Below are 13338 nucleotides of genomic sequence, written 5' to 3' on the forward strand. Positions count from 1 at the left end.
TTTCTTTTGAAGATTTCTCTCTTCGGGTCTCAATTCTTTATTAGCTTTGTAGCCCTAAAATGGATTTTTAACCTTCATTAACTCTTTTAGTATTGGAAACTGCAGTTAAAAATGACGTAGCTCAGGTGTGGAAAGACTGTCTCATGGTGATACGTGAGCATGTTACTGAGCAAAGTTTTAAGACGTGGTTTGAACCAATTATACCTTATAAATTAATTAATAAAAGGCTTATAATTCAGGTTCCCAGCCAGTTCTTTTACGAGTGGCTAGAGAATAATTACGTCAAGATACTGCGTAAGGCTCTGGATTATGCCATTGGTAAGGACGGGCAATTGGAATATACCATCATCATTGATAGTGGTGGACAAAAGGCCGCACAGAAAAAAGTAGAAACTCCCAAAGAAGATTCCAGAGTTATTCCGAAGAATCCTTTCGAAATCAAGACTTCTTCTGATATTATTTTTGACTCTCAATTAAACAAGAATTATAGATTCGAAAACTACGTTGAAGGCTCCTGCAATAGACTGGCTCGTGCGGCTAGCGTTGCAGTGGCCCAAAAACCAAGCGTTACTGCCTTTAACCCTCTCATGATTTATGGGGATGTAGGGTTAGGGAAAACGCACCTGGTACAGGCCATAGGTAACTACATTGAAGACCAGCCCGGTAATAATAAATTAGTATTGTATGTTTCCTCTGAGAAATTTACCAGTCAGTTTATCAATGCCATAAGGGATAATAGCCTTCAGGACTTCATGAATTTCTACATGATGGTGGATGTTCTCATCATAGACGATATTCAGTTCCTGGCAGGTAAAGAAAAGACCCAAGAAACCTTCTTCCATATCTTCAATCATCTTCACCAATCCGGTAAGCAGATTGTCATGACCTCTGACCGTCCTCCTAGGGAGTTGTCCGGTATGGAGGATCGTTTATTGTCCCGTTTTAAATGGGGTTTAACTACTGATATTCAGATTCCGGATCTAGAAACCAGGATGGCCATCATTCAGAACAAGTTGGCTACTGAAAAGGCGGAGATGGATATGGAAGTGGTAGAATATCTGGCTAATTGTGTGGATTCTAATGTGCGTGAGTTAGAGGGAGTTTTGAATTCCTTGATCGTAGATTCTGCCCTATTACAAAGAAAAATCGATATTGAACTTGCTAAGTACCGCATTAAGAGTTTAGTAGAAGAGAGTCAGAAAGCGATATCTATAGATAAGATCATAGACGTAGTGACTTCTCACTTCAACATTAAAGTGGCAGATATTAAAGGTAAAACTCGTTTGCGAGAAGTGGTTTTACCTAGACAGATCGCTATGTTTTTAACCAAAGAGTACACAGAATTATCCCTGAAAGCAATAGGTTACCATTTTGGAGGAAGAGACCATAGTACGGTAATTCATGCTATTCAAACCATAAACGATCTACAAAATCAGGATCGGGAATTGCAGATGCATATCAAAGAGATCAAAGAAAAATTGAAAAAATAATGGCCTTGACCATTTCTTCTCCCGGTACTATTTCTCTTATTCCTGATGAATATGTTTCCGTAGGAGCCGGGGAAGTATTACTTCAATTAAACTATGTAGGTTTTTGTGGTTCAGACCTAAGTACGTTTTTGGGAAAGAATCCTTTGGTGAAATATCCGGTTATTCCGGGACATGAGATTTCTGCAGTGATTCATGCGGTAGGAGCAGACGTACCTTCACATTTGCTTCCAGGAACACCTTGTACCGTTCATCCTTACACTTCTTGTGGTAAATGTACAGCCTGTCAAAAGGGCAAGACCAATGCTTGTCAATTCAATCAGACATTGGGAGTACAAAGAGATGGAGCCATGCGTGGTTTTATTGCTGTTCCATGGCAAAAGGTCATACTTGCCCCTGGACTTAATGCACAAGAACTAGCCATGGTGGAACCATTGAGTGTAGGCTATCATGCCGTTTCCAGAGGCCAGGTTTCTGAGAAGGATACTGTGCTGATCATTGGATTAGGTATGATAGGAGTTGGAGTTCTCTTTGGGGTATTATCTAGAGGAGCCAAAGCTATAGTAGTGGACCAAGACCAGAGGAAATTAGATCAGGCTCTACAATGGGGAGCTTCTGAGGCGTATTTGTCTGCAAACGTCAAAGATGTAAGTCCGGATGTAATCATAGAGGCCGTAGGTTCACCTGTAACCTACAGAAACGCCATAGATTGGGCACCATTTGGAGGTAGGGTAGTTTACATAGGTTATGCTTTACCTGAGGTGGCTTTCGAAACGCGCTGGTTTGTGCAGAAGGAATTAGATATTAAAGGTTCCAGGAATGCATTAGCTGAGGATTTTGAAGCGGTGGTCAACTACCTGAGGGCAGGTAGTTTCGATTTACAACCTTTGATTTCAAAAATAATACAACCGGAAGACGCCGCTCAAACTATTCAAGAATGGATCAAGTCTCCCGGTGATATCTACAGAATCTTAGTTCAATGGAACGGAAGATTGTCTTAAGACCAATTCCGGCTTTAAGATCTCTTTACGTATGGTTTGCTTCTCTTTGGTAATGGTGTCCAAAAGTATTTTGGAAGATAGCATGCCCATATCATAGACCGGTTGCCAAATGGTGGTTAATCCCGGACTAAAGTAGCAGGAATAAGGTTCATCATCATACCCTATAACTGAAATGTCCTCTGGTATTTTATATCCCTTCTCTCTAAGTACGTGCATGGCACCTATGGCTACAGCATCATTAACACAAAATAATGCGTCAAAGGATTGGGAGAGCAAATGCTCGCAGGCTTCCACACCATCTTCTGCAGAAAAGCCCGTAGATTTGATGATCAATTCCGGGTATAGTTCCCTGTTGTAGTCTTTTAGTGCATTTTGATAAGCGGACATGCGCTCTTGAAAGGTGGGTATATGTTCCGGTCCTGCTATGTGTGCTATTCTTTGACAACCAGCTTCAATCAGGTATTTTACTGCCTGGTAAGCACCGTCATAGACATCCACAAAAACTTTACTGGATTCAAATCCGGGAATGTCTCTATCGAATAAGACTACAGGAATCCCGGCTTTTCTGGCATCTTCTAAATGCTCGAAACCTTGGGTATTAAAGCTAGGAGAAACCAATAGTCCCTCCACCCTCATTTGGGCCATTTCATGAATGAGTTTTTTCTCTTCATCAAAATTCTCATTCGTTTGCGATATGATCAACTTGTAGCCCACAGATGACACCACATCCTGAATTCCCGTGATGACCGTTGAGAAAAAGTAACTGGTGATTTCAGGAACCACTACGCCTATGATCCCAGATTTCTTCTTTAGTAGGTTTCTAGCCGTTAGGTTAGGGTGATAGTTTAATTTATTGGCTAATTCATTAACCTGCTCCTTCGTTTGAGAACTGATGGAAGGGTGATTATTCAAGGCCCTTGACACCGTTGAAGGAGATATATTTAGCGCTTTTGCTATATCTATAATTGTGGCGGGTTTTTCCATATTCCTCTTAATGCGTGATCCCGCAAATGGTTAGAATTGCATTATTAATACAAAAAATTGTAAAAAGCAAATACTTTTCTGAATGCAAAGGTTTGCATTGAATTAAAAGAGGAATTGTATGTAAGATCATTTGATTTCCCATTCTTTTGTATAGACTTCCTACAAGGAATTTTGCTAATTGTGTTAAATATACAATTTTTTGCGCGTCCTCGTGGTAGAAGGATAGACAATCAACCTTAATAAATAGATAATATGAAACAAAAACTACTAGCTTCTTCATTTTTGTTTTCAAGGAAATCCCAGAGATAGGATCCATCAAATCAAAACCATCAAAACTATTATTCAATGAACGTATGTAAGCTATTTCAGCGGGCGTTGTCGCTCGTTTTGCTTTTGTTCGTCTACGCCGGAGTAATGGCTCAGTCGGACGTAAAAGGTACAGTAACTGACGTTGCCGGAGAGGCTCTCCCCGGAGTAACCGTTTCTGTTAAAGGAGGAACGGTAGGTACAATGACGGATGTAGACGGGAATTTCACTATTCGTGCGCAAAGAGGTGAGACCCTGGTTTTTAGTTATGTGGGTTATGTGACCAAAGAGGCGTTAGTCAGCGGTACGGCTGTCAATGTCCAATTGGAAGAAGACCGCAAAACCCTAGATGAAGTAATTGTAGTAGGTTATGGTAGCATGGCCAAAAAGGACATCACCAGTTCCATTACTTCCATTAAACAAGAGGATTTTAACCAAGGGGTTTATACGGATCCTGCACAATTACTGCAAGGAAAAGTTCCCGGTTTAACTATCTCTAACAATAACAGTGATCCGAATGCCAGTCCATCTGTAACGCTCAGAGGGTCCTCGACCCTGCGTTCCGGTGCAGCTATGGAACCTTACTATGTTATTGATGGAGTTCCCGGAGCATCCTTAAGCCTGGTTTCACCTGATGATATCGTAAGTATAGATGTATTGAGAGATGCTTCTGCTACCGCAATTTACGGTTCGAAGGCTGCTAACGGTGTGATCATTGTTACTACCAAAAGAGGTAAAAGCGGACAAGCATCAGTCACCTACAGCGGCTACGTGAGCGTTGACAAAATCAGGAAGCGTCTTGAGATGATGAATGCACAGCAGTACAAGGATTTCGTATTGAACAATGGCTTCTCTTTGGATCCTTATGATGATACCGGTGCAGATACTGATTGGCAAAAAGAGGTTTCTCGTACAGGATTCTCGCAAAACCATAATATTTCCATCAATGGAGGAAATGAAAAGACTCGTTATAGCACCAGTGTTAATTATCTAAGAAACCTAGGTGTAATCAAAGGTTCAGGTAGAGAAAGATACGTAGCAAGAGCATTTGTAGAAACTCAAGCTATGCAAGATAAACTGACCGTGTCCTTCAATGTGAATGCAAGTACTTCTACCAGAAATAACGTACCTGCTCAAGGACAAGGTCTAAGCGTATATGATGCTATGTATTACTACTTGCCTATGTCCTCTGTAAAGCGACCAGACGGTAGCTGGTTTGAATATCCTCAAAGATCTCAATATGCAAACCCGGTTTCTTTACTTGAAGAGAGCACTATACTTTCCAAAGATAAGGTGATTCAGGCGCATGCGAGAGGTTCGTATCAGATCTTTAAGGATTTGAGATATAATTTGGATTTGTCATACCAAAACTCTCAGTTTAACTATGCCAACTATTATACCTCTAAATCAATGGTGGCTGCGGGAATGAATGGTAAGTCCACCCGTTCAGCAGTAGAAGGGCAGCGTAAGGTAATGGAGATGAACTTGGCTTATGATAAGATTCTTAATAACCGTCATAAAGTAGGCTTACTAGGTGGATATTCTTGGGAAGAGAACAATGATAACGATGGGTTCCAGTTGACTACTTACAACTACTACAGTGATGACCTAAGCTATCACAATCCAGGTATGGCAAACAACATTGACCTGAATGGATTTGGTGGGTACAACCTTTCTACCCTAAGAATGATCTCCTTCTATGGAAGGGCTAACTATTCCTTAGATGGTAAGTACTTGTTCCAAGCTACAGTTCGTAGAGATGGTTCATCTGCCTTTGGTGCGAATAACCGTTGGGCTACATTCCCTTCTGTATCTTTCGCTTGGAGAATTTCAGATGAAGAGTTTGCGAAAGGTACTTTTGACGACTTGAAATTCAGGATTGGTTATGGGGTGTCCGGTAACTCATTAGGATTTGATGTATTTACCGCTACACAAGTGTACGGAGCTACAGGCTGGTTCACAAACTCAGAAGGTAATCTAGTAAGAACCCTAGGTGCGGTGAGAAATTCTAACCCTGACTTGAGATGGGAAAAAACAGACATGTTAAACATAGGTTTGGATTTCGCTATCCTTAAGAACAGATTGAGTGGTACTATTGAGGTGTACAACAAGAATACGTCTGATTTGATTTACGATTACCCGGTTTCTACTACCAAATATCTTTATAGCTATTTGACTACAAACGTAGGGGAAATCAATAACAAAGGGATAGAATTTACTTTGAGCGCGGTACCTGTGAAGAAGAAAAGCTTCTCTTGGAATACAGGTTTAACTCTTTCTCATAATAAGAACGTGGTGAAGAAGATCTCTAATCAGGAGTTCTCTGTGAATTATTTGAACCTTTCTAACTTAGATGGTGCAGGTCAATCAGGTATGACTCAGCAGAGAGTAATGGAAGGGTATCCTATAGGTACTTTCTATACATGGGAATGGGCAGGCTATAATGACCAGGGAGTATCTGTTTATTATGTACATGACCCTGCTACAGGGGAGCGTACCGGTGAGTTAACGACTACCCCTCAGGATAAAGATAGAGCGTATACAGGTAGTGCTCAGCCGAAATTGGTGTTAGGTTGGAATAATAACTTCAACTATAAGCGTTTTGGACTAACAGCTACGTTCCAGGGATTATTTGGTAACAAAATCATGAACGGTACTCGTGCACGTCATTCAAATGTGGTAGGTAATGCGGGCAACAAAAACTTGCTGGCAGATGTACTGAAAACGGAAAAGGTTACCGACTACAATGCACACTTCTTATCTGATAGATATCTGGAGAAAGGAGATTATCTACGTCTTGCGCAGTTGTCCGGATCGTATTCCATCGGGAAGATTGGATCCGGTATCAAAAATGCCAGAGTGTTTATGACCGTAAATAATGCTTTTGTGTTGACCAAATATAAAGGTTTAGATCCTGAGGTGTTCTTGGGAGGTATTACTCCTGGTATTGATAACCGTCAGACTTATCCGCGTACACGTACAGTGATGTTTGGACTTAACCTTAATCTTTAATCCTTATGAAATTTAAAACAATACTAGCTACAGCATTAGTGGTGGGAGGATGTACTGATCTAGATGTGAAGATTAAATCCCAGTACACTAGTTTCCCTGATTCGGAGACTGCTGCAGAAGCTGTATCTGCAGATATATATAATGCCTATAGAGGAGCCATGGGGGTGGCCCACTGGATGGTGAATACCTTGTCTTCTGATGAAGCAGTCAGTGTGGCAATGGGTTCTGATTACTATGACGGAGGTATTTACCGCCAATATGTAGTGCACGACTGGAACAGGGATAACGGGTATCTGAATACCATTTGGAACTCAGCCATGACGGGTGTTACCTCATGTAATAAGGTACTGGCCTTATTAGGTAATGACGAGAGTGAAGTAGCAGCTCCGGTAAGAGCTATGCGTGCCTATTACTTCTATATCTTATTAGAACACTTTGGTGCAGTGCCTTTGATTACCTCCATGGGCGATGAACAGCCTGACCGCGCTCCAAGAGCAGAAGTCGTGAGGTTTGTTGAATCAGAACTCTTAGCAGTAAAAGACAAATTAACCACAGATGTTAACGCGAGTACCTATGGTAAGGCCACGAAGTACATGGCTGAAGCGCTTTTAGCTAAGATTTATCTCAATTGGGCAGTATATACCGCTAGTGATGTAGCCTCTTATACTCCAAGTGCACCTAATGAAAAGTTGAACGAGGTGGTGAAGATGTGTGATGCCATCATAGCTTCAGGTAAATTTAATTTGAGTGATAGATACCTATTGAAGTTCAGACCGGATAATGGACCGCACATAAAGGATTTCATCTTTGTGATGCCATTTGATAGAGAAAGGCAACAAGGTATGACTTATGCCAGGTATTGGATTCATAGAAGTGCACAGAAACAGTTTGGGGATCTTCCTCAGAGTGTGGGTGGAACTCACCGTGTACTTCCGGAATTCCTGGCTAAGTTTAATTTACCTGGGGACCAAAGAAATGATCAGTTTATAGGCGGAAAACAATACTACTGGGAAAATTATGCGCCTACTAGTCGACCTTTCTTAATCAATACATCCAAAAGAGGTATAGATCAGGATTACAACGGTCCGGATGCTGATGATAAATTCGATTGGCAGGTGGAATTCTCTAAGGAAATAACACTTAGACCTGATGGGGGTCCTACCTTAAACGTAGGTAATGACCAAAAGGGAAGATCTATGGGATACAGATCCATCAAGTTCTATATGGATGTGAACGTAACGGCGGCTCAGAACCGTAGCCAAAGCAATGATGTACCCATCTTCCGTTTAGCTGATATTTACCTGATGAAGGCAGAAGCCATTCTGAGAGGAGCTACAGCTACAAATGGAGATTCACCTGCCTCATTAATCAATAAGATCAGAGCTTATGTAGGTGCGCCTGCCATCACAGGAACTCCTACTCTTGAAGATCTTTTAGATGAAAGAGCTAGAGAATTTGCAGATGAATCATGGAGAAGAAATGACCTGATCCGTTTTGGGAAGTTTGAAGACAACTGGGGCTTTAAATCGCTCTATCCTGCAGGATTCACTGAGAAGTTCAGAAGGATATTTCCAGTGCCAAGAGATGTGATGAATGTTAACACCAATTGGTCGCAAAACCCTGGATATTAATCGCTTAAGGCACCTCAATTGAGGTGCCTTTTTTAATTTATTTTATTAATAATGGCCTAATTAATTTAATATCATATTTATGCAAACCTTTGCATAAAATTATCCAAGTATTAATTGGTTTCGTACAAGTTTATTGCCTTGTTTTGTCCTGAAAACCAAACCTTAGAAAGACTTCGCGCGCCGGGTTATTCTTTAAAAATTCAACCTTAACTATTTATTATGAAAATGATTTCCAAATTGCAGGCATTTTGCCTGCAAGGGAAAGGGTGGCTTGCTATTGCCTTTTTTGTCGGGCTAACTCTCCCTTTACATGCTCAGAAAGTGATTTCGGGTAAAGTCTCCTCAGGTGGTGAGGTTTTAGTAGGTGTCACAGTTAATGAAAAGGGTACTGCTAATTCTCACTTTACAGATGCAAATGGACAGTTCAAGATTACTGTCGCAAATGAAAATGCTATTCTAGTCTTCAGTTTTGTAGGTTTTAATACGGTCGAAGAAAGGGTAGGTAACCGTTCAGATTTAAACATACAAATGGCTGAAGCCAACAAGGACTTAGATGAAGTGGTGATCATAGGTTATGGTCAAGCGAAGAAAAGTGATTTAACGGGCTCTGTTTCCAGTCTAAATGCAGAATCTATCCAAAGGGCAAATAAAACAAATGCCTTTCAAGCTATGCAGGGTCAAGTGGCCGGGGTTAACCTTCAATTAACGGACAACAAACCGGGGGGAGCATTTAACGTACGTATCCGTGGTTCTAATACCATCAATTCCGGTGAATCTATAGAAAATGCGGGATACAGTGCGGGACAAAACCCACTTTATATTGTGGATGGAATTTTCGTGAATGATATCTCATTCTTAAACCCGGCGGATATTGATAAGATGGATATCCTAAAAGATGCTTCGGCAACTGCCATTTATGGTTCTAGAGGTACCAATGGTGTGGTGATAATCAAAACGAAAGGTGGAGCGAAAGGTCGACTTTCTGTTTCATATGATAATTACTTTGGTACCAAAGAATCTTATAGAAGACCTGAGATGCTTCAGGGAGAAGATTTCGTGGACTACTTTAAAGATGCTGTGGTAGGTCTACAGTGGGCAGGAGGAAACAGAAACTTTACTCGTGCGGATGTAGATCTAAGCAAGTACATGCGTCCGAATGAATTAGAAAACATCAAGGCTGGAACATACACGGACTGGATCAACTTAGTAGATACCAAAGGTTTCCAAACCAATCACACATTAGGCCTTAGCGGTGGAAATGAAAATACCACTTTCGGTATGGGTGTAGCATATACAAAAGACGAAGGAACTTTCCGGGGTGAGGCTTTTGAACGTTACACTATGCGTGCGAATTTAAATAGTAACATTCTTCCAAATGTTACATTGGGTTACACTAACTACATCGCTTTGAGCACCAGAGACGAAGGCAGTAAAGAAGGATTGAGATCAGCTTATCGTTTAAGGCCTACAGGTAGTGCTTATGATTCAGAAGGTAAATTGCAATTCTTCCCTCTTCAAGGCGAATCCTTTATAACAAACCCACTTTTTGAACCTGATAACTGGACCTTGCAGACCAGGAGTTTGAATTATCTAGGAAATCTATCTTTAGAAATCAGGCCAATCAAGAATCTGAAGATTTCAACTAATTTTTCTCCTAATGTAGAGTTTACAAGGGCCGGAGAATACATAGGTAGATATAGTAAAGCTACAAGCGGCAATCAGCAAAATACACGTGCGATCGTCAATAACCGCAATAGGATGTCCTATACCTGGGATAATATCATCAACTATGATTTGAAATGGAGTGATAAGCATCAGGTCTTGGCCACTTTGGTTTATTCCCAATTCTATGATAGAAATGAGAGATATTATGGAGAGAGAAGGAATTTTACTACTGATCAATACCTGTTTTATAATCAAGCGGCTGGTTCTGTAGTACAGGGTTTGACCAGTGGAATGTCAAAGCAAACCCTAGAGTCCTATACTGCACGTCTGAATTATAACTTCAATAGTAAGTATTTATTCACACTTACGGGTAGATATGATGGCTCTTCCATTTTAGCGGAAAATAACAAATGGGCCTTCTTCCCTTCTGCAGCATTTGCCTGGAGAATTATAGAAGAGGACTTCATGAGCTCTGTGCCTTCCTTGAGTGATTTGAAACTTAGATTAAGTTATGGGCAAACCGGCAATAACGGCACAGGAGGAGGTCTAGGACCATTGGCATCCCTGTCATTGATTGGAAGTAACTTTGTGAACATCGGTGATCAAGTGATTCAAACCGCATTTGTGAGTGGCCTTGCTAACCAGGATTTAACTTGGGAAAGAACCAAAGAGTGGAACATAGGTGCGGATTTTGGATTCCTGAAAAATAGAATCACAGGTACTTTGGATCTTTATAATAGGAACAATACTGACATCATTTTCTTCCGCCCGGTTCCTAGTGCTACAGGTTATTCCGGAGTATTTGATAATGTGGGCGAGGCTACGAACAGGGGTATAGAATTAGGAATTACCTCGAAGAACTTGGTTAAAAAGGATTTCACCTGGAGTACCACCCTGAACTTCGCTGCGAACAGGAATAAGATCACCAAGCTTTATGGTGGTGTGGATGAGATATTATTCTCAGTTCAAGGGGGATCTTATGCACATAAGGTAGGACATCCTATCGGTTCTATTTATACATATGAATTTGATGGAATCTGGCAATTGAATGAGGTAGAGGAAGCCAAAAAATATGGTCAGCTTCCAGGGCAGGTTAAGGTGAAAGATATTGATGGAAATGGAATTATCAACGCTGACGATAGAACGGTTATAGGAAGTGCCATGCCTAAGTGGACAGGAGGTTTAACGAATACTTTTGATTATAAGAACATAGACTTCTCCTTCTTCCTTCATACTTCACAAGGAGCTATAAGCAACTCCTATTTCCACTTATCTCATGGTGGTAGGTTTGATTCAACTCCGGCCAGGTTTAATAGTGCCAAACTTAATTTTTGGACACCAGAGAATCCATCTAATGAATGGTATCAGCCTAGTAACCAAGGGCCGTATGTAGAAGCTATCCAATACATGGACGTGTCTTATGTGAAGGTGGGATATATCACCTTAGGATACACCATCAATCCTAGGTTCTTGGAGAGGTACAAGGTAAAAAGTGCCAGGCTTTATTTAACGGGTCAAAATCCATTCACTTTCAGTAAGTATCATGGATTTGATCCGGAGACAGCAGTGAGAAATTCTTACGCTTCTGCGCATATGACACGTACTTGGATGGGAGGTCTTAACATTAAATTTTAATCATGAAGAAGAATATATTAACCCTAATTATAGCAGCTTTAAGCTTGAGCTCCTGCTCAAACTTTCTGGAAGAGGAGAACAGGCAGTCCTTAACTAGTAATGAAATCTTCCAGGATCCCAGTTCTTTTGATGGCTTGGTAGGTCAGATCTATTATCTGGCCAGAAATGCTACCTCCTTATACAATATCAATCATTTGGGTACTGATATTTATACCCGTGGAGCTATCGTAGCCGGAATAGATGAATTAAATGACTATGTTAACCTTAGACCATTTAACGGATCAGTGTCTTCTGCATGGACTACGAATTATAGATTGATTGCGGCCGCTAACGTGGCCATAGATAGATCCAATGAGATCTCCGGACTTACAGAAACAGCAAAATCAAAAGGACTGGGTCAAGCTAAGTTCTTTAGAGCTTTTGCCTACTTTAATTTGGTGGAACAATTTGGACCGGTGCCTTTGATCCTAAATGAAGTGAGAAGTGCGCAGGTGGATCTTAAACGGGTTGAGGAAGTAGAGGTATATGCGCAGATTCTGAAAGATCTGGATGAAGCATTAGCAGCTGTGGACGAAACTCCCGCCTTATATGGTACCGTCTCTAAAGATGCGGTAAGACATCTGAAAGCTCAGGTTTTATTAACAAGAGGGTATAAATCATTCAAGGGAGCCAATGATTTTTCTGAAGCGGCAAGTCTGGCTGAGACGGTCATCTCAAGGCATCCACTAGCAAGTGATTTTGCACAGTTTTTTACAAAAGCCGGCCAAAGGAATAATGAGGTGGTTTTTGCCCTGCTTTACGGATCAAATCCGGTAACTAGAAGAGAAGGGAACGACAGACATTTATTGTTTAAATTCTCTTATGATGTTTATCCCGGGATGACTCGTTCAACTCTTTACCACAGAGGTTTAGGGCCAGCTCCCACTCCCTATTTCTTCTCCCTATTTGAAGAAGGAGACAAGCGTGAAGCGGCTACTTTAAGAAGAACTTTATTAGCTGAGATTGCGGATGCGGAAAGAGGAGTGAAGGTTGGAGATACAGTGATCCATTTCCCCAAAACTCCCTGGAGTCAGGCCTTGATAGGAAGTAAAAGCTATACTGTGGTTAATCCGGAAAACTATTTTATTCCTAATGGAACTACGCAGATCCAGTATCCCATGTTCCGTAAATTTGATGATCCCGGAGTTCCTTATACGAACGGGGGCATTGATCCGGAAGGAGAGAGAGATGCTGTAATTATGCGTTCCGGTGAAGCCTATCTCTTCGCAGCAGAAGCCTACTTACAAATGGGAGATAAGGTAAAAGCAGCTACTTTCATCAATGCCCTAAGAACCAGAGCTGGATGGAATAAACCGGTGACGGCAGATCAAATGACTATTGATGTTATCTTAGAAGAAAGTGCCAGAGAATTAGCAGGCGAAACGAGCAGATGGATGGAATTGAAGAGGACGGGAAAACTGATGGAAAGAGCTCTTAAATACAATCCTCATGTGGCGCTTAATAATGCACTTAGAGATTTCCATTTGCTAAGACCTATTCCAAATAGCGAAATAGATGCTAGTGGTGGTAGCTTAACTCAAAATAATGGATATTAACTTTACCTTCGGGGAGTATTCC

At 41.1% G+C, this 13338-nt stretch carries 7 protein-coding genes; 6 read left to right on the forward strand and 1 reads right to left on the reverse strand.

Annotation, left to right across the window (positions count from 1 at the left end; translation table 11 throughout):
* Positions 1 to 92 precede the first annotated feature (92 nt).
* Entirely contained in the window at positions 93 to 1490 is a 1398-nt protein-coding gene (gene dnaA, locus LBYS_RS00010; RefSeq protein WP_013406855.1) for a chromosomal replication initiator protein DnaA, read from the forward strand.
* Positions 1490 to 2488, forward strand: coding sequence for a zinc-binding alcohol dehydrogenase family protein (locus LBYS_RS00015; RefSeq protein ID WP_013406856.1), 999 nt, complete (start codon positions 1490 to 1492; stop codon positions 2486 to 2488). Before dnaA ends, LBYS_RS00015 begins: the two co-directional genes overlap by 1 nt.
* On the opposite strand, the gene LBYS_RS00020 is transcribed toward LBYS_RS00015, so the two are convergent.
* Positions 2459 to 3472 carry a LacI family DNA-binding transcriptional regulator gene (locus LBYS_RS00020; RefSeq protein WP_013406857.1) on the reverse strand — a complete coding sequence of 338 codons (1014 nt, stop codon included), beginning with the start codon at positions 3470 to 3472 and terminating at the stop codon, positions 2459 to 2461. The genes LBYS_RS00015 and LBYS_RS00020 overlap by 30 nt on opposite strands.
* A 345-nt stretch (positions 3473 to 3817) precedes the next feature.
* Here LBYS_RS00020 and LBYS_RS00030 point away from each other — a divergent pair, with 345 nt between their 5' ends.
* The 4 genes from LBYS_RS00030 to LBYS_RS00045 all read left to right on the forward strand — a co-directional run bounded on the left by LBYS_RS00030 (position 3818) and on the right by LBYS_RS00045 (position 13316).
* Entirely contained in the window at positions 3818 to 6790 is a 2973-nt protein-coding gene (locus LBYS_RS00030; protein WP_013406858.1) for a SusC/RagA family TonB-linked outer membrane protein, read from the forward strand.
* 5 nt (positions 6791 to 6795) lie between these two features.
* On the forward strand, positions 6796 to 8421 hold the full coding sequence (locus LBYS_RS00035; protein ID WP_013406859.1) for a RagB/SusD family nutrient uptake outer membrane protein: 1626 nt from the start codon (positions 6796 to 6798) through the stop codon (positions 8419 to 8421).
* Positions 8422 to 8640: 219 nt separating this feature from the next.
* Positions 8641 to 11721 (forward strand): SusC/RagA family TonB-linked outer membrane protein, encoded by a 3081-nt coding sequence (locus LBYS_RS00040; protein ID WP_013406860.1) that lies wholly within the window; start codon positions 8641 to 8643, stop codon positions 11719 to 11721.
* Positions 11722 to 11723: 2 nt separating this feature from the next.
* Positions 11724 to 13316 carry a RagB/SusD family nutrient uptake outer membrane protein gene (locus LBYS_RS00045; RefSeq protein ID WP_013406861.1) on the forward strand — a complete coding sequence of 531 codons (1593 nt, stop codon included), beginning with the start codon at positions 11724 to 11726 and terminating at the stop codon, positions 13314 to 13316.
* The last annotated feature ends 22 nt before the right edge of the window (positions 13317 to 13338 follow it).

The organism is Leadbetterella byssophila DSM 17132 (assembly GCF_000166395.1).
Taxonomy (GTDB): domain Bacteria; phylum Bacteroidota; class Bacteroidia; order Cytophagales; family Spirosomataceae; genus Leadbetterella; species Leadbetterella byssophila.

What these genes read in the sequence shown, in the direction of transcription:
- LBYS_RS00015 (WP_013406856.1), top strand. Translation starts at nt 1,490, where the DNA reads ATGGCCTTGACCATTTCTTCTCCCGGTACTATTTCTCTTATTCCTGAT.
- LBYS_RS00020 (WP_013406857.1), bottom strand. Translation starts at nt 3,472, where the DNA reads ATGGAAAAACCCGCCACAATTATAGATATAGCAAAAGCGCTAAATATA.
- LBYS_RS00030 (WP_013406858.1), top strand. Translation starts at nt 3,818, where the DNA reads ATGAACGTATGTAAGCTATTTCAGCGGGCGTTGTCGCTCGTTTTGCTT.
- LBYS_RS00035 (WP_013406859.1), top strand. Translation starts at nt 6,796, where the DNA reads ATGAAATTTAAAACAATACTAGCTACAGCATTAGTGGTGGGAGGATGT.
- LBYS_RS00040 (WP_013406860.1), top strand. Translation starts at nt 8,641, where the DNA reads ATGAAAATGATTTCCAAATTGCAGGCATTTTGCCTGCAAGGGAAAGGG.
- LBYS_RS00045 (WP_013406861.1), top strand. Translation starts at nt 11,724, where the DNA reads ATGAAGAAGAATATATTAACCCTAATTATAGCAGCTTTAAGCTTGAGC.